General features: G+C 55.0%; 16 protein-coding genes. 6 read left to right on the top strand and 10 right to left on the bottom strand.

Annotation, left to right across the window (positions count from 1 at the left end; all coding sequences use genetic code 11):
* The first annotated feature begins 21 nt into the window (after positions 1 to 21).
* From F6R98_RS10245 to F6R98_RS10240, 3 genes are all read left to right on the top strand, one after another.
* Positions 22 to 615 carry an NUDIX domain-containing protein gene (locus tag F6R98_RS10245; RefSeq protein WP_153248928.1) on the top strand — a complete coding sequence of 198 codons (594 nt, stop codon included), beginning with the start codon at positions 22 to 24 and terminating at the stop codon, positions 613 to 615.
* A 202-nt stretch (positions 616 to 817) separates the two neighbouring features.
* Positions 818 to 1,036 carry a hypothetical protein gene (locus F6R98_RS21600; RefSeq protein ID WP_194270220.1) on the top strand — a complete coding sequence of 73 codons (219 nt, stop codon included), beginning with the start codon at positions 818 to 820 and terminating at the stop codon, positions 1,034 to 1,036.
* Between the two features lie 127 nt (positions 1,037 to 1,163).
* Entirely contained in the window at positions 1,164 to 1,856 is a 693-nt protein-coding gene (locus F6R98_RS10240) for a helix-turn-helix domain-containing protein (RefSeq protein ID WP_153248927.1), read from the top strand.
* 45 nt (positions 1,857 to 1,901) lie between these two features.
* Here the strand turns inward: F6R98_RS10240 and F6R98_RS21595 are convergent, their stop codons facing one another.
* Positions 1,902 to 2,078 carry a hypothetical protein gene (locus tag F6R98_RS21595; protein WP_194270219.1) on the bottom strand — a complete coding sequence of 59 codons (177 nt, stop codon included), beginning with the start codon at positions 2,076 to 2,078 and terminating at the stop codon, positions 1,902 to 1,904.
* A gap of 358 nt (positions 2,079 to 2,436) precedes the next feature.
* Here F6R98_RS21595 and F6R98_RS21590 point away from each other — a divergent pair, with 358 nt between their 5' ends.
* The gene (locus tag F6R98_RS21590) at positions 2,437 to 2,604 is read left to right on the top strand and encodes a hypothetical protein (protein WP_194270218.1); all 168 of its coding nucleotides are present in this window, start codon (positions 2,437 to 2,439) and stop codon (positions 2,602 to 2,604) included.
* Between the two features lie 157 nt (positions 2,605 to 2,761).
* On the opposite strand, the gene F6R98_RS10235 is transcribed toward F6R98_RS21590, so the two are convergent.
* The 8 genes from F6R98_RS10235 to F6R98_RS10200 form a co-directional block, all read right to left on the bottom strand.
* Entirely contained in the window at positions 2,762 to 5,839 is a 3,078-nt protein-coding gene (locus F6R98_RS10235) for an EAL domain-containing protein (protein WP_153248926.1), read from the bottom strand.
* Entirely contained in the window at positions 5,823 to 8,612 is a 2,790-nt protein-coding gene (locus F6R98_RS10230; protein WP_153248925.1) for an Hsp70 family protein, read from the bottom strand. Before F6R98_RS10230 ends, F6R98_RS10235 begins: the two co-directional genes overlap by 17 nt.
* A gap of 9 nt (positions 8,613 to 8,621) precedes the next feature.
* The gene (locus F6R98_RS10225; protein ID WP_153248924.1) at positions 8,622 to 10,454 is read right to left on the bottom strand and encodes an Hsp70 family protein; all 1,833 of its coding nucleotides are present in this window, start codon (positions 10,452 to 10,454) and stop codon (positions 8,622 to 8,624) included.
* Positions 10,451 to 11,080, bottom strand: coding sequence for a DUF2760 domain-containing protein (locus F6R98_RS10220; RefSeq protein ID WP_228125207.1), 630 nt, complete (start codon positions 11,078 to 11,080; stop codon positions 10,451 to 10,453). The genes F6R98_RS10225 and F6R98_RS10220 overlap by 4 nt, the downstream gene beginning before the upstream one ends.
* Positions 11,081 to 11,086: 6 nt before the next feature.
* On the bottom strand, positions 11,087 to 11,503 hold the full coding sequence (locus F6R98_RS10215; protein ID WP_153248923.1) for a hypothetical protein: 417 nt from the start codon (positions 11,501 to 11,503) through the stop codon (positions 11,087 to 11,089).
* Positions 11,504 to 11,585: 82 nt separating this feature from the next.
* Positions 11,586 to 12,026 (bottom strand): hypothetical protein, encoded by a 441-nt coding sequence (locus F6R98_RS10210; protein WP_153248922.1) that lies wholly within the window; start codon positions 12,024 to 12,026, stop codon positions 11,586 to 11,588.
* 279 nt (positions 12,027 to 12,305) lie between these two features.
* A complete protein-coding gene (locus F6R98_RS10205) occupies positions 12,306 to 12,785 on the bottom strand; it encodes a DNA polymerase III subunit chi (protein WP_153248921.1) in 480 nt (159 codons plus the stop codon).
* A gap of 355 nt (positions 12,786 to 13,140) precedes the next feature.
* A complete protein-coding gene (locus F6R98_RS10200; protein ID WP_153248920.1) occupies positions 13,141 to 14,640 on the bottom strand; it encodes a leucyl aminopeptidase in 1,500 nt (499 codons plus the stop codon).
* A gap of 95 nt (positions 14,641 to 14,735) precedes the next feature.
* On the opposite strand from F6R98_RS10200, the gene lptF reads away from it, so the two are divergent.
* The gene (gene lptF, locus F6R98_RS10195) at positions 14,736 to 15,905 is read left to right on the top strand and encodes an LPS export ABC transporter permease LptF (protein WP_153248919.1); all 1,170 of its coding nucleotides are present in this window, start codon (positions 14,736 to 14,738) and stop codon (positions 15,903 to 15,905) included.
* Positions 15,902 to 16,966 (top strand): LPS export ABC transporter permease LptG, encoded by a 1,065-nt coding sequence (gene lptG, locus F6R98_RS10190; protein WP_153248918.1) that lies wholly within the window; start codon positions 15,902 to 15,904, stop codon positions 16,964 to 16,966. Before lptF ends, lptG begins: the two co-directional genes overlap by 4 nt.
* Here lptG and F6R98_RS10185 read toward each other — a convergent pair.
* Positions 16,919 to 17,395 (bottom strand): RDD family protein, encoded by a 477-nt coding sequence (locus F6R98_RS10185; RefSeq protein WP_153248917.1) that lies wholly within the window; start codon positions 17,393 to 17,395, stop codon positions 16,919 to 16,921. The two genes, lptG and F6R98_RS10185, sit on opposite strands and share 48 nt — an antisense overlap.
* Between the last annotated feature and the right edge of the window lie 58 nt (positions 17,396 to 17,453).

Here is a 17,453-nt window from a genome sequence, read left to right as displayed (position 1 = left end):
ATCAGCTATCGAGCGTTTCGCATGACCAGGTTTTTTGATATTGTTGATGAAAAAGTATTGCATAGTGGTTTTTTTAACCTGTTGCGATTGCGCGTAAGGCATGAGTTGTTTGGCGGCGGCGTGAGCCCGGTGTTGTCGCGTGAATTCTATCAGCGCAGCAATGGCGTTGCCGTGGTGCTTTATGATCCGGAACGTGACGCAGTTGTATTGCTGGAGCAATTCAGAGTCGGCGCGTTGAAGTCGGGGGGAAATCCCTGGCTGCTGGAAATAGTCGCCGGCGGTATAGAAGAAGGCGAATCGATTGAGGAAGTGGCGATGCGCGAGTCCCGGGAGGAAGCAGGGTGCTTTATCAGAAAGTTGATACGCATAGGCCGGTTTTATACCAGCCCCGGAGGCTCGTCCGAACAAATTACCTTGTTTTGCGGCCTGATCGATACTCACGGCGTCGGTGGCGTGCACGGATTAGCCGAAGAGCATGAGGATATTAAAGTCAGCGTGGTTGGTTTTGCCGAAGCGATGGCGTTGATGCAGCAAGGGTCGATAGACTCGGCGATACCGATTATCGGCTTGCAATGGCTGGCGCTTAATCGTGAAGCCGTGCAGTTCGCGGAGTAGTTTCCCAGGTCATGTTAGCCCGACGCATCCAAGTTGATTGGCGGGGCATTGCGTTAGGCCGACATATTGCGTAGTATCTTGGCTTGGGCGGCTTCTACGGCGTATTGTCGGAAAATCTGACTGGGTTTTTTGCATGCGCGCTGGCCCGTAGAGACTAAATCAAGTAAGAAAACTAATGCAGAGAACACAATACATAAAAACAATGCCGCTGGCAGTAATGACGGCGCTGGTGTTGACAGCGGCAGGATGCTCTAAAACTGTAGTGCCTAAAAATCCTGCGTCGGAAGAAGCTGCTATTCGGATGGAAACGTCGCGGCGCGAGTACCGAGAATGCCGTGATGCGCCTGGGCAGCCTTCCTGCGCAGCGCTCGAGCGGCTTTATGATAAGGACCGCAAGGCCTACGAAGATAGTCTGAAATAAGCTAATAGTTCAGGGTATTGCCTCATGCTTGTGGGGGTTCATCGTTGACCTCCTGTTGTTCGGATTGTAATCATCAAGGCAGATGACAGCCGTATTAAATCACACACATTCTGCGCTCCATGCGCGTATGCCCGTAACTTGCGAACATTGCAATTTGGGCCGGATCTGCATCCCCAAAGGACTGACCCGTGAGGAAATCGAGTCGCTTGGAACCCTGGTCAGACGTAACAATACCCTTCCGAAGGGGGCCGCCTTATACCATGCGGGCAGCCCTTTCAGGGGGGTTATCGCCATCAGGTCGGGTAGCTCCAAACTGGTCGCGCTCGATAAAAATGGCAACGAGTATGTAGTCGATTTCGTGCTGCCTGGAGAACTGCTGGGATTCGACGGCTTTTCTACGGAGCGTTATCGTTGCACTGCGATCGCACTCGAAAACGTCAATTATTGCGAGCTGCCGACACAGCAGCTTGAAGTGCTCGCCAGGGATACGCCGAGTCTGGCACAAGTATTGTTGCAGCGTTCCGGCTATCAGTTCGACGCAAGCGTCGAAAAAATGGTGTTGAGCCGGAAAAGCGCGGATGAACGCGTGGCGAGTTTCATCATACATATTTCCGAGCGGCTTAGATTGCGTGGGTATGCGTCGACCGAGTTTCGTTTAAGCATGTCGCGCGAGGAAATAGGAAACTATTTGGGTATCACCCACGAAACGGTGAGCCGGTTATTACACCAGTTTCAGGCTCAAGGCTTGATAAACGTGAAGTCCAAGCAGTTAACGCTGCTCGACCGCGCGGGTTTGTATCGGTATTGTTCGGAAGAGTAGATCGCGATGACGGGGAGCATATCCCCGTCATCGCGTAAATGCAGATTATTTCTTATTGAAATAGGCGGATTGGGTTGGATCAACTGCAATGGCTTTGCTGGCCATTTCATATTTGCCGTGCTCGCTGCTTTTTACCAGACCCAATACGACAATGGCAGCCAGAACAACGCCGCCAACATAGAACCAGAAATAATCTTTTTCTTTTTCTTGCGTTCCGCTCATAGTAGCTCTCCTAAATATAATAGTTTACAGATCCCGCTGATCTGGGCCAGCGTGTGTTTACTGTAAGTTTTTTTCCCTGTTAAAAATGTGATCTGGATCAAAAAGCTTGTAGAAAGCAAGAGGGGGACGTGATCTTCCTCGTGTTTTCGGAGGGATATAGGCGCTGATTCGATTTTCTGGTGCTTTTTTGTTGAAATAGATAATTTGATGTAATAGAATAATCCTGCCTTGAGAGCGACGCCTTTCCGGGCGCCGTCCCTCAGGTAACGTAGCGTAATGCGACTATGCTTCCGGTGGGCGGTCATCAGTGGTCGTACCACCTTGATTATTTAGTGTTTCACTTCATGAGGTGGCTAAGATGGAAAAAGAGAATGACAACTTTTGGTTCTACATCGCAGGCGTCATTGTTGTGGCAATAGGATTGGTGTTTATGCTGAAAAGCAGGGAAATGGAAAGCGTACCGACGAGTGCGTTTGCTGAAACCAAGGCGCAGGTTGATAAACAGATCAGTAGCGCCAAGAAATAAAAAAAGAAGCTGCCTGTTCAGCGCATAGACTGAATAGAGCCGCTCGCGGATAGCAGAGGAAACAAGAAAGAGCTGCCAGGAGGAGAGTAAAGCGAACTGAGGCCGGGTGCAGGATTAAAACTATAAAAAAGATCAATTCTGCATCGGGCACCTTTCGTCAGGAAACAGGCGCTTTGCGCCACACCTCATCGGGTCGATAATCACGTACCCATGACGCAACCGCATCCGCAGGCATCGGCCGCGCGATGCCATAACCCTGGGCCAGATCGCAGCCCATGTCCAACAATACCATACCATGTTCGCAGGTTTCCACGCCTTCGGCGACGACTTCGCGCTTGAATGCCCGGGCCAATGCGATGACGCCGTTGACGATGGCGTGATCCTCAGGATCGTCGATCATGTCGCGTACGAAACTCTGATCGATCTTGACGCTGTCTACCGGCAGGCGGCGCAGGTAAGTCAGCGACGAATAGCCGGTGCCGAAATCGTCCAGCGCGAAGCCGACCCCCAGCTCCCTGCGGCACAGCGCGATGACTTCGCTGACGCGTCCCAGATCGTTCAGCACGCTGCTTTCCACTACTTCCAGCTGCAGCCGGCGCGCCGGGATGACGGGGTGCTGGGCCAGCAGCGCGTGCAGCGTGATAAAAAAATCCGGATCCTGCAGGTGGCGCGGCGCAATATTGACGCTGACTTCGATTTCCAGGCCGATGCCGCGCCAGCTATCCAGCTGCGCCAATGCGGTATCGATCACCCAGTTGCCGAGCACAATCTCGAACGCGCTGCCTTCCACAGCCGGCAGAAAAGCCGCCGGCGCTACGATGCCGCGCTCGGGATGATTCCATCGTATCAAGGCTTCCATGCCGACCACCTCGCCGCTGGACATGTTGACTTTGGGCTGATAGAACAGGCAGAACTCCTTGCGCACAAAAGCGGCTTCGATCTGCTCCAGTTGCCGGCTTTGGCGCTGCATCTGTTGCGCCTGCTCGCTATCGAACAGGCAATAGCGGTTGCGTCCGGAGGTCTTGGCCAGATACATGGCCTGATCGGCATGGCGCAGCAAGGTATCGGGGTCGGCGTCGTCGCGGGGGTATAGCGTTACGCCGGTGCTGGCGGCGACATTGACCGCCTGGCCGCCGATCAAATACGGTTGCGCGATGGCCTGGTGGATACGCACCAGCACCTGTTCGCATTCGTCGAACGACTGCAGATCGTTAATCAGCAACGCGAATTCGTCGCCGCCGAGGCGCGACAGCGTATCCTCTCCGCGCAGACTGCTCTGAATGCGGTTGGCGACCTCGATCAGCAGTTGATCGCCGGCGTCATGACCGAGCGAGTCGTTCACCTGCTTGAAGCCGTCCAGGTCGAGATAACACACCGCGAGCAGCGCCGACTCGCGCCGGCTGTAAGAAATGGCCTGATTGAAGTGCTTGGCGAACAGCACGCGGTTGGGCAGTTGGGTCAGCGCATCGTAGTGGGCCATCAGTTCGAGCGCCTGCTGCTGCTGCTTGGTTTGGGTGATATCGGAAAACAGCGCGACATAGTGCAGCACGATGCCATGATCGTCGCGCAGGGCCGAAATGGTCAGGCGTTCGGCATAGAGATCGCCGTTTTTCTTGCGGTTCCAGAGTTCGCCCTGCCAGTGTCCGGTTTCGTTCAAGGTGCCCCACAGCGCGGTGTAAAATTCGGGGGGTTGCTTGCCGGAGCGAAGAAAATGCGGCGTTTGTCCGATAGCCTCGTCGCGTGTATAGCCGGTGATAGTGCAAAAGGCCGGATTGACGTCGATGATGCGGTTTTGGACATCGGTGATAATGATGCCTTCATGGGTTTCGTTGAAAACCCGATCGGACAAGGTCAGCTTTTCTTCGGCTTGTTTGTGTTCGGTAATATCGTAAAACCAGCCGAGAAACTCGCTTTTTCCCTGGTAACGTATAGACAGGTAGGATGCCAGCACCCATTTGGTCCCGGCTCCCGGTACGCTCAACTCGGTCAGACGATTGAAAATGTTTTCGCGCGCTTTCAGTATTTTCAGCACACTCTCGTAATCGTCCGGATTTTTATAAAAGGTGGTCGGGTTGATACCAATGGCGCGACCGGCAGAGACATTGATCAATTCCTCGTAGCGCCGGTTCGCAAACAGGATCTTGCGACCGTCAGTGCTGGTGATGCGTACCGAAATAGGGCTGGTTTCCAGCATAAAGCGGAAACGCTTCTCCGATTCTCTAAGCTCCCAGTTGGCGGCCCTGTATGCTCCTGTCTGCTTTTGTACGCGATGTTCCAGTTCGATTGCCTGCTGTCGAATATCAATCATGACATTCCGGCGTTCGCGATTGATCAGCATCACCAGCAATGAAGTGCAAACGAGCGCCGCAGTAAATATTTGCAACAGCGTGAGCGACATGATCGGCGCTGCAATTGCGAACGGGCCGTGACCATGGGTGGTTCCGGCAACGGCTACTCCGGTCAATATTGCGTTGAGCAAATTGACTGCGCTGTAATCGAAGCGGAAGGCTCCCCAGAGCAGCAGCGGCAGCAGCAAAAATACCAGTGGGTAGCTTGGAAGCGAAAATGTATCGAAAAATGCGATATAGCTCAGCGTAACCGTCAACAGCGATAAAAAACCGAATTCCGCCAGAAACCGGGTTTTTTTCCATACATTCCAATTGATGATTTTCCAACCGGCGATTACCGGCATTATTATCAAGGCGCCGCCTATGTCTCCTATGAACCAGGTTAAAGCGGCCTGTAGCGCTATGTCGGGGTTAATGGCACCGGACCAGGTAAATGCGCTTACACCTATGGCGGCGTTCGCCAGACTGCCCAGCGCGGCGCCGGGTAGAACATTCAGGAAGCTGCGCACGGTAGTGATGGGCCGGCCGGCTGCCAGATAGCGGAAAATAATGCCCTCAAGGATATTGCCGCCCGCTTCAGCAAAGGGCGCCAGCCACCCGGTATGCGTTTCCAGCAGAACGCCGCTCAGCAACTGGCCGATGAAAATCCCCGGAAGCACTCGATAGCCGAGGGCCAGCGTCAATCCCATCACCAGTCCTGCGGGAAGCCAGAACGGTGATATCGTGCCGCCGATAGCGCCAAGCTCCAGGCATATTTTAGCCATGGCCAAATAACTGCCGGCAACGATGATCCATAGAGCTGGTAAGCGTATCTGCGCTTTAAGCCCGGTTATGTTCATTGATTCGATAAGATGCAAATCCGCCGCCGCTTCATTCCGGCGAGCCATTTGAGACAAGCTTTAGGCCGGGAGGCAGCATTTCTCCAAGCGCCCGATTTTCATCGGATAGGTCGATAGGCTGCAGATTGTTGACCATGGCCAGCCAGTTTTCCGGCATTTTTGCGCGTGTCAGTTTATCCGCGACCAATGCGCGCGTTTGTTGATCAATGTCCCGGCTGCGGTCGCCGCTCATTCGCGCGATCAGGGTGGCGGAAAAGGCGGCCTGCCGGTTTCGTTTCCAATCCTGTTCCAATAGCAGATGCAGCCACTCCTGACCGGTGGACGCGCTTACCACTGTGTGGCAACTGCCGTACAAGGGTATTCTATTGCCTATGCGCCCCAATGCCCACCAAGCGGCTGCGGCTTCCGCGGCTTTTTCCAGCCTTTGCGCGAGCCAGCCTCCCAGTTCCGTTTTTTGAGGGATAGCAATCCGTTCCAAAGAGCCTGCCAGCCGCACCATGTCTTCAAAGGCTTTTTGCGCGCCGCTTGCCTGCAGGTTTTTTCTTTTGGCATTTTCAGGATTGATAAAACCGGTTATGGAAGAATAAATACGCTCCTGCGCCTGTTGATTCAAACCACCGGCGATACGCCGCCATAACGTCCACCATTCGGCCCAGTTTCGCGTTTCCTTGGTATATTGTATGCCTTGAGCGTAGATATCGAGCAGGCATATGATACGCGATGGGTCAGTAGGGTCACCATAGCCGGGCCTAAGACAGTATCCGGCGAGGTTAAGCCAAAGCCGTTCGTGTACCGCTGAACGCTTGCGTTGAGACAGCCCCAGCATCAGTTCGTCGAACAATCTGCGCAACAAACCGATGTTCCAGGTATCTCGGGCGCCCAGAATATTTTCCAGATCCTGGCGCAGGTTTTTTATTTTACGCGAGTCTACTTCCCTGCTTTTTTTTTCAAAAGTCGGACGGATTAAAGCCAGCGCTTCATCCAGGCCGGGGTGAGACGCCGTTTGAAGCCGGCTGTCTGAAACCGGTTGCGCGCCACGCAGTTCAAACGCCATGTTCCAGCGCCGCTCTGGCTCATCCAGCGATAAACAGCCGACTTCCATGGTTCCTATTTCCGTCAGGCAAGAGACCAGCTTGACGGGCGCATCGGTACGCCCGCTTTCAGTTTCAAGGTTAAACGCCAGTAGCAGCGGCGGAAGCGGGAGAAAACGCTCGTGATTCAAATCCACCAGGCTGCCGGCTGTAACCGCCAGTTCTTCCGTGGTGGAAAAAATTTGAAAGCTGACCGTTTGCCCCAATGTCAGACTGAAGGTTTTGCTTTCCAGCGGAATTTCGGTTTCGGTTTCCGTTCCTTTAGGCAGCAAACAGATTCCAGGATTTTCTTGGTCGCGTTCGGCCGGTAGCTGCAGAAAATAACTGCGAGCGGAACCGCCTCCCACTTTGTGAATGGCGACGCCGCGCCGGGACAGCCCATAGGCAACCGCGCCGCGGGCAACTGCGGTGCCGGTATCCTGATTGACGAGTTCGATCGGCGCCACGCCACGCCATTGCGTCAGTTGATCCAGAATTCTACGCGTAGTGTATGGACTGTTAAACAGGCCGCCGTTGAACAGAACGGCGTCGGGTATGCCGCGATCGGAGTTATCCGCGGAGCAGCCGTGTAGCGATAGAAAAGCGGAAATATGCCGGGTAATGGCCGGGTCGCTGCAGTAGGGCAAACCCAGTCCGGTTACGCCGCTGCGTTTTTGCTGGATGCCGGCTCCAAGCGCAACAAACGGCAGAAAACCATCAAGTATCTGTGTTTTCACCTCGTCGCGATCGAGCGTGACGGAGCGTGCGCCGCCGATGATTTGCGCTCCCGAACCCAGCAGGGTAAGCGTCAAGGTTTCCGGGGCATCGGCAGAGAGAATTTTCTCCTTGGCCAAACGGCATTGATGGGTCAATTGTCCGAATTCGGCGGCGGAGAGCCGTTGAACTCCGCCTGTTAATTGTTGTTCGGCATGATGCGCCATCATCAGGTCAATATTATCGCCGCCCAGCATCAGATGATTGCTGACTGCAATACGTTTGAGCTCCGGAGCTTGATCTCCCTGCGTAACGCTGATCAGGGTCAGATCCGTGGTACCGCCCCCGACATCAATAACCAGAAGCAGGGATACATTCGCCAGATGCGATTTCAGGGTGTCTCTATGTTGCCACAGCCATGCATAACAGGCCGCCAGTGGTTCCTCAATCAAATGAATGCGCGTTAATCCTGCGTCGTTTGAGGCATTGAGAGTGAGCTTGCGCGCGGTTTCATCGAAAGATGCGGGTACGGTCAGTACGATGTCCTGATTTTCCAGCGGAAAAAGCGGACGTTGGTGGTTCCATGTGTCGCGAACGTAGCTCAGATAGCCTGCGCTGGCTTCTACCGGTGAGATGCGTGCGGCATCTTCGACGGCATCCCATGGCAGTATCGGTGCGTGACGGTCGATCAGGCTGTGTGACAACCAGCTTTTAGCGCTGCTGACCAGCCTTCCTTGCGATTTGGCGCCGAGTAGGCGCGCCAACTCGCCATGCACCGGCGATCCGGGTTCGTATTCCCGTTGCCATGGCAACAGCAGATCGGTTGCCGCCAGCTCGTCTATGGCAGGGTGGTAGCGTAGAGAAGGCAGCAGAGAGCGGGCTTCCACTTTGCCCGGCGCTATCAACTGAGGTATATGAAACAATTCCAGTTCGGGCTGTGTTCGCCGGGCTTGAATCAGATCGGTAAAAGCGACTGCGGTATGGGTGGTTCCGAGGTCGATGCCGATCAGATAGCGCGGCGATTCGGCATTGCTCATGTCAAGATCTTATCTTTGCGTATTGTCGGTACCGCCGGCGCGTACATCAAACTCCACCTTCCAGCGTTCGTCGCTGTTGGCGGCAACGGCTTCGAGCTGTAATGTTCCTACGTCGGTAATATGCGCCGCGAGGTGTACGGGAACGATTTCGCCCGGATTGCGCTCGCCGGGAGGAAGCTGAATTTCTATTTCGTTGAGCTCTTCGAGTTCGTGCTCCTGCCATTGATCGAGACGGATTCCGGGGATGTCGCCATGGCGGGTGGTCGAGTGCATGAAGCGAAAACGCACCGGCTCGCCGACCACCAATCCGAGGGTATCGGAGGACAGTTCGACGCTGCTGCCTTCTTCCATGCCGAAAGGAGCAATACACAGCGCTTCCATTGGGACAGGAAAACCGGGGATGGCCGGCATCGCGCTTTCGATGCCGACGTAATAAGAGGCCGCCGTTCCGCCGCGTATGCGCAGGCCGTGGCCCCGGCGTACCAGTCCGAAATAGGCTGCGCCCTTGGCTACGGCCAGATCGAGATCGATCCCGCTCAAAACGCGCGCTGGCGGCGCTTGCTCCTTGGACAGCCAGCCATTGAGCACAGCCAGCAGTCTTTGCGTTAATGAAGCGGATTTGAATACGCCTCCGTTCAGCAGCAGCGCGGTCGGGTGGAGAAAGCCTGTTTGGCCGCCCTGTTCTCCGGCCTGATATTGATGGCTCAGAAACGCAGCCAGGTGGGCGGTAATTCTGGCGTCACGCGCATACGGCAGTCCCAGGCCGGTCAGGCCGGCGCGCGTCTGCGGGGCCGGGTGTTCGGTAATGGCTATCTGCGGGAAAAAACCTTCCAGCAAGGTCTGATTGATTTCCTGACGCGTCAAGGTAGTGCGTATGGTGCCGCCTATCAGGGAAGAGCCGCGTCCCGGAACCACCACCGCGGCTTCCTGTAACTCGTCATCGCTCATCAGCGACTCCTTGGCGTCGCGGCTGCTATGCGTCAAGGCCTGGATTTGCCAGGCGTCGAGTTTTTTGCCTTCCTGCTCCAGCTTGAGTTTCAACGACCAAGCCAGGGCAAGATCCATGTTGTCTCCGCCGAGCAGGATATGCTGTCCGATTGCGATGCGGTTCAGCGCCAGATTGCCTTCATCCGAGCTGACTGCAATCAGCGAAAGATCGGTCGTTCCTCCGCCGACATCGACTACCAGTATGACATCGCCCGGTTTAACCTGTTCGCGCCAGCTTCCGCCGCTGTCCTGCAGCCAGTTGTAAACCGCCGACTGCGGTTCTTCGAGCAATACAGCCTGCTGTATTCCGGCCGCCCTGGCCGCTTCCAGGGTCAGTTCGCGCGCAGCCGGATCGAATGACGCAGGCACCGTCAGTACGACGCTCTGATCTCTCAACGGGTATTCCGGGTTCTTATGATCCCAGGCGTTTTTGATGTGTTCCAGATAATGTATGGACGCTTGTAACGGTGATATACGTTCGACCTCGGGCGGCGCTTGCGCGGGGAGTATTGTCGAGCGGCAATCCACGCCGCTATGGCAAAGCCAGCTTTTCGCGCTGGCGACCAGACGGATAGGGGTGCGGGCGCCCAGTTGTCTGGCAATTTCGCCGCTTATCGCCGCAGGGTGCTCATTCCATGGCAGCGCCAGATCGGATGCCTTGAGTTCGTCGAGGTGCGCCCGGTAGATGAATGAAGGCAGTTGCGTCAGCTCGTCGATCGAGCCGGGCTGCGCCAGCTGCGGGATATTCAATACCTCGACGGTCTGAGTTTCATCCGCTGTTTGCGGCAGCCGCAGGTAGGCGCAAACGCTGTTGGTCGTACCGAGGTCGATGCCGAGCGAAAATATGCGGCTCACAGCTCAACCTCTGCTGCGGCGATGATGTGCGGGTCATGTCCGGCTGTGAGATGAGGCAATTCGCAACGCGTGGCGCGGTATCCCCTATGCACCAGGGTGCCGGTAAACGGCGCATGGCCCACCACGTTACCTATCAGGCGCGTACTGGAAGCGTCGAAGCCTGGGGGCAGGGTGATGGAACTGCCTTCGCTCTGTTCGTATACCGGCCGGATATCGAAGTGCTTGCGCACGATTTTTACACAGCCGTCATGTACTACCCGCGCCGCGGCGCCGATTTCCTGGTCGCTGTAGACGGCGACATTTTCCTGGAGAAAATCGACGAAACGGGCTTCCTGTTGCAGCAGCGCCAGCAGTTGCAGCGCCGAGCCGGCTGCAATCTCGGGAGCTTGAACCGGCTTTTCCGGTATGCTGCTTCCGTTCGAAGCGGACGGCGTTTCGCTGACAGGCGCGGCAGTGGCGGATAGCTCCGGCATTGAATCCGTTGTATTTTTTCTCCTGAGGAAAGTCAGCAGCGCCAGTATCAGCAGCAAAATCAGCAGGAAAAACAGACCGGCCACCGTCATTGCCAATGCCGCGTGTATGGCGTCGAAGGTGGTAGGAATCAGGTTCAGATCGATTTTCATCATGACGTATTACCTGGGTTGGTTGTTTTGATTATCGATTTGTTTGGAAGCGGCTTCCGCCGCTTTTACCGCCTGTGCCGACATCACGAATTTCAGCACGTTGCGCGCGCCCTGCGTACGTTTTTGGCGTAGATAGCGGTTGCTGATTTCGTCGGGTACTTTTTCGGCGTCAAAAGTCTTTTTTATCGGTATCAACTGTTCCTCGCAGCGGCGCAGGATGGTATCGGTTACCGCGCGCGGATCGGTTTCCGTCGGAAATCCCGCCATGAGCTGTTGATTCAGGCATTTTTGATAGTTTAACGCCTCGGTCTGAATTTGCTGCTGGGTTTTTTCGGAAAGCGTCGATTCGCTCCAGCTATCCGCCGTCGCGGCGTCCGCTTTGTTTTCCGCTACGGCCTGACCGCCGGCGATAATCAGGATTGACATCAGTAAAACAGGGCGAAAGATCATTTTTAAACTACCTCGGTTTTTGTAACACGAATTCCAGTCGTGGTGGGGATCAGGTCGCTCATTGCGGCGGATCAGCCGGAGAGCTTTTGATGGCGGCCGGTTTCGAGGCCGCTTCCGCAGCCTGGGCTGCTTGCACGGAGCGCACAAATCTCATCACATTGCGTTTTGCGTAGCTGCGTTTTTTTTCCAGATAACGGCTGCTGATATCGTCAGGCACTTTTTCGGCGTCAAAAGTCGCTTTTATCGGTTTCAGGCGCTCTTCGCAACGGCCCAGGATCATGTCGGTGACGGTGCTCTCATCCGTTTCCGCCGGAATTTCACCCATGAGTTGCTGGTGCAGACATTGCTGGTAGTCGAAGGAGTCAGCCTGGATTTTTTTCAGCGTTTGTTCGGAAAGGGTGGATTCGGTCCATGTGCCTCTGGCTCCCTTGTCGGGAACGGATTGGCAGCCGAAAAGAAACAAGGCACAGCATAGCGAGGCCGTTAGACGCGCGTTCATTGTATGAATACCTCGAATGTGAGAGATAAAAGAATTCTAACCGATCGTGGCGCAAGCGTCGCCCCCCTTGGCATGCAAATGCTAGCGCCACACCCGGTTTTCCTCACCCAGCCCGCTACGAGCCCGACGGACTGCAATGCAGCGCAGTCCGTCTCAGGCGGTGCGTAGCACGCTTCGCAAAATTTCGCCTTCGCTCCGGCGGGGAAGTGGCTTAGGCATTCGCTCCGCGATTTGCACGGTAACGCAAAGTAGGGATGTATGCCGCTCTTTCGTTCAAGTCTATTCCTGTGCGGGCGGCGGGCCAACCGCCGCATTGCCTGATGCATCGAAAAAGTGAGTTTCGATCTGGTGTCCGGCTTCGCGGTATTCCTTGTAGCGTTGCCGCCCGAGGCGGAGGATACGCGGGTCTTCGTTCAGCACCACAATTGCGCGCTCGAATGCGTCTACATGGCCGTTATGATCGAGTTTCATGTTGACCAACAGTTCGCTGTAACCCGGCGGCGGCCGGGTCTGCACTCCGATCAGGATGGAAACGCCGTCCGTCGCGGTTCCGTCCTCGGCTAAAACGGCGTGCGGAATGAAGCTGCCCTGGCGGAATGTCCACAACATGTCGTCCAGCGCGCGCGCCTCGTCGAGGTCGGCTGCCAGAACATAGATATGGATGCGCGTGCGCCAGGCTTTTTCCACGATGCGGCAGGCCAGCAGCCGGCGCTGGCGCGGGTCGCCGGACGCCAGTTTGTAAAAATCGATACGGGTCATGATTTGCAACCCTGATCCGGGGTGTTTTTTTGAAAGGGTAGGGTCATGCTGTTGATCTGAATAGTTTCAGGAGGTCTGGTTATTGTTTTTGGTGAGTGGTTGAAAATTCATAAGCGGAGCGGTCTGGTTGAGGCAAGCCAGTCGAGACATGCGGAAGCGTGTCGGTAAAATAACCACGCTGCAAATCCGTCGCCGGAAGCTCTCTGCGCCCATTCTTAGGCGCAGGAGGCTCGCCTGACCCGCCTGGCTTCCTCATCATCGTTGCTGCTGGAATGGATATGAAAACAGTGGCGCTGGTCTGCGGCATGGGCTGTCTTTCATCGGGTTTAGATGAGGGGGCGGGCTGCGCCCGCCGTTATTCGACCTGATCGATAAGATACTGGCTCAACAGCGGAACCGGCCTGCCGGTCGCGCCTTTTTCCTTGCCGGTTTTCCATGCGGTGCCGGCTATGTCGACATGCGCCCATTTGAACTCCTTGGCGAAATTGGACAGGAAGCGGCCTGCGGTGATGGTCCCCCCGTCCGGTCCGCCGATATTGGCGAGGTCGGCAAAGTTGGACTTCAACTGCTCCTGGTATTCCTCCCAGATCGGCAATCTCCATACCCGGTCGCAGGCGTGTTCCCCCGCTTCTGTTAACTGACGGCAAAGGTCATCGTCATTGCCCATGATGCCGCTGGGGTGGCGTCCAAGCGCGACGATGCAGGCGCCGGTCAGCGTGGCGACGTCGATTACCGCAGCCGGTTCGTAGCGTTTGGCGTAGGTGAGCACGTCGCAGAGCAGCAAGCGGCCTTCGGCGTCGGTATTGAGGATTTCTATCGTCAGGCCGGACAGGCTGGTGACGATATCTCCGGGTTTGTTGGCGTTGCCGTCCGGCAGATTTTCGGACGAGGGGACCAGACCGATGACATTGAGAGGCAGCTCCAGCTCCGCGGCGACGGCAAGCGCGCCAATCACGCTTGCTCCGCCGCACATGTCGTATTTCATTTCATCCATATTTGCGGACGGTTTGATGGAAATGCCGCCAGCATCGAAGGTCAGTCCTTTTCCTATCAATACATGGGGGCCGGTTTTGTCGGCAGCGCCATAATATTCCATTACGATCAGTCGCGGCGGTTGTCTGCTGCCGCGTGAAACCGACAGAAACGAGCCCATGCCAAGCTGTTCGATGTCGGCTTCATCAAGGATTTTTACCTTGAGTTTTTTATGGCCTTTCCCTACCTTTTGCGCCTGTTCGGCAAGGTAGGCGGGCGTGCAGATGTTGCCGGGCAGGTTGCTTAAATCTTTGGCCAGCTTCATGCCGGCGGCAATGGCCTCGCCCTGTTTAATGCCTTTGGCCGCTGCCGCTTCGTCCTTGATGCCGCTGACCAGCAAACGTATTTTGGACAGACGGTTTTCGGGAGATGTATTTTCCGGCGTGGTTTTGAGCTGATCGAAGCGGTAGTTTCCGGCTTCGAATATTTCGATGGTCTGGCGTATTTTCCAGCTGATACAGGCGTCAGGCACATCGATTTCGTGTAAAGTGCTCACCGCTTGTTTGGCGTGGGAGGCCTTAAGCGCATGGATGGCTTCGCCGAGCAGCTTGCGATAACTTGTCCGGTTCAGCTCTTCCTTTTTGCCCAGCCCGACCAGCAGGATGCGCTGTATCTGTTCGTCCGGAAGGTGATTGATCAATAAGGTGTCGCCGATTTTGCCTTCGACGCTGTCGCGCTTGAGTATCCGGCTCAGCAACCCACTGAGTTTTTCGTCGAGCTGAGCAGCGCTCGTCCCCAGTTTGCGTTTATGGTAAAAACCGGCAATCAGGCAATCGGTGTCCAGGGCACCCCAGTTTTCCAGCAGTTTGATAGAGTAGTCCATGTTATTATCCTTCAGTCTTTCTTGGCTCGGGCGGTTGCAGTCATGCCTCCATCCGCCGTGTACGCAATTTTGGTGTCATAAACGTTAAGCTTAGTATGAAACACTCTTCATTGAAACCTTTACCTGTGCGCCGCTCGGGTTGGCTGCAGGTGATCGACCGCACCATAGCAAGCGAGGTGGCGCGCACCATGCTGACGGTGCTGCTGGTGCTGATGACGATTATCGTCAGTCGCAAGTTTCTGAGCATACTGGCCAAGGCCATAGAAGGGCAGATCGCCGGCGAAACGCTGTTCAAGCTGCTGGGTCTGAAAATGCTGGCCGCTGCCATTACCTTGCTGCCGCCTTCGTTGTTTCTGGCCGTGCTGCTGGTATTCGGGCGCCTGTATCGCGATCAGGAAATGTCGGGATGGTCTTCCGCCGGCGTGGGCTTGTCGCGACTGTATCGCGCGATCGCCTTTTTTGTTGTGCCGCTGTTTTTTCTTAGCGCCTTGCTTGCCTTTTATGTAATGCCCTGGGCGGAGAGAAATTCGCAAAGCCTGATGGAAAAGGATTCGCAAACTTCCGATGTGCGCAGTATCAAACCGGGGCGTTTCAACGAGTTCAGTAAAGGTGATGTGGTTTTGTACGCGGAGTCCTTGTCCGATGACGATCAAACCATGAGCAAGCTTTTTGCGCAAAGCCGCAGCGGCGATCAATTTGGCGTGGTGATTGCCGAAAGCGGCTATTTGAAGGAAAACAATCTGGGCGAGCACTTCGTCGTGATGCAGCATGGGAGGCGTTATCAGGGAACGCCTGGGCAGGCCGATTTTGTTATCAGCGATTTCGAAGATTATGCAGTGCGCATTGATGAGGGCAGTAATCAGGAAGAGGAATTGCATCGGGAAGGCAAGGCGACCGCAGAACTGCTGGTTTCCAAAAGTCCGCGCGAATGGGCGGAACTGCAACGCCGGGTGGCGGTGCCGGCGGGAACATTGTTGCTGGCGCTGCTTGCTGTGCCGCTTGCCAAGGTTGCGCCCAGAGGTGGTGTCTACGGAAGCGTATTCAAGGCATTTCTGATTTTCGTGGTGTATGAAAATCTGCAGCGCATTTCACAGGGCTTGATGACAACCGGCAAACTCCCTCTGTGGTTTTGTTTTGCCGGGGTTTACTCCATCGTAGTGTCGATTATTGTGTTTTATATCGTAAGACTCTATGGCATACGTTGGGTGCTACAGCTATTGCACGAAAAATTAATGGGTAAAAAGGCTAAGGCATACGTAGGATGAGCGTATTAGACAGATATATTGGGTTTGAGGTGATCAAGGGCGTGTTTATCGCCATTCTGGTGCTGTTGGCGTTATTGAATTTTTTTACCTTTACCGATGAACTGGGCGAGATCGGTCATGGCGATTATGGCTTTTTTGAGATTTTTAAATATCTGGCGTTAACTACGCCGCGAGGGTTTTACGACCTGCTTCCGTCCGCAGCGCTGTTGGGGGCATTGTCCAGCCTGGGCGCGCTGGCCAATAATCGAGAACTGGTCGCGATTCAGGCAGCAGGCGGTTCAAAGCTTGGCATCGTGCTGGCTGTAATCAAAGCAGGCGTGTTGCTGGCGATTTTTACTGCGCTGGTTGGCGAATACGTTTCTCCCGTGAGCGAGCGCGCTGCACAGATTCTAAGGTCGAGTTCGCTGCATGAGCAGGTTGCGTCATTGACAAAATATGGGTTTTGGGTTAGGGACGGCAATATTTTTATCAATATCAGAAAAACCCATCAGCATGTGATGCTGAACGATATCAGTATTTACGAGGTTGAAAGCAATAAATTACTCAAGCGCGCGTCGCATGCCGACAAGGCGGTTTACGATAAGGGCACCTGGTATTTGGAAAGCATCAAAAGCAGTTATTTTGGCGGGCCGCGCGTTGTCATCGATCGAGCCGATAGCACGCGTTGGGATACGATCGTCGCTCCTGATCTGTTAAGCCTGTTTGCCGTCAAACCTGAGCATCTTTCAGCTGCCGAACTTCTGAAATACATGGATTATATGGAGGACAACGCACAGCAGTCGTTGAGCGTCGAGCTGGCGTTCTGGGAGCGTATGGTCAACCCGTTCGTAACGATAGCGATGCTGCTCGTTGCTGTGCCTTTCGTGCTGTCTGTCGGGCGGGATAGCACCATGGGGCAGCGTATCGTAGTCGGTGTGGTATTCGGGCTCGGATTCTATCTGTTTAACCGCATGGTGGGCCATTTGGGTCTGGTTTATGAGGTCAATCCGGTTTTTACCGCAACATTGCCGACTTTAACGGTTCTTGCCGGAGCTATCTACGGGTTGCTTCGTTTGCGGTAGCCTCTCTATCCTCACCAGTTTCGTTCCGGATACGATGTCATGCCAGCACTGCGCCTGCCGGTCGAATAGCGCCCACAGGAAGCCTAAACCGAATGCGCTCGCCGAGAGTAACGCTGCGATGAAACGGATGGCGCTTTGGAACCAGCCGACCTGAGAACCGTCGCTGCCGATCAGGCGTATTTTCCAGGCTTTCATACCCAGCGTTTGTCCTCCGTGAGTCCAGCAATATCCGAAAAAAAGGAAGCACAGCAGTAATAGCCCGATATGGTACAGCCGTGCATGCGTATCAAACGGCGTTTGTTTGTGCAGTATTGTCATTAACAGGCCTGTTGCCGCGAAAAGAATCGCGCACAGCAGCACTGCGTCGTAAAGCAGGGCCCCTAGGCGTAGGAGTAGCAGGCCGGCATGGGTAGTCTTGCTATCCTTCATTTCTTTATTTAAGTGTTTCTGGATCGGGGTGCGGTCGAGTAATGATCGTATTCGGGGC

It is taken from the genome of Candidatus Methylospira mobilis (assembly GCF_009498235.1).
Classification (GTDB): Bacteria; Pseudomonadota; Gammaproteobacteria; order Methylococcales; family Methylococcaceae; genus Methylospira; species Methylospira mobilis.
The sequence above is the reverse complement of the archived record's forward strand: the minus strand, read 5'-3'. Positions and strand labels throughout refer to the sequence as shown.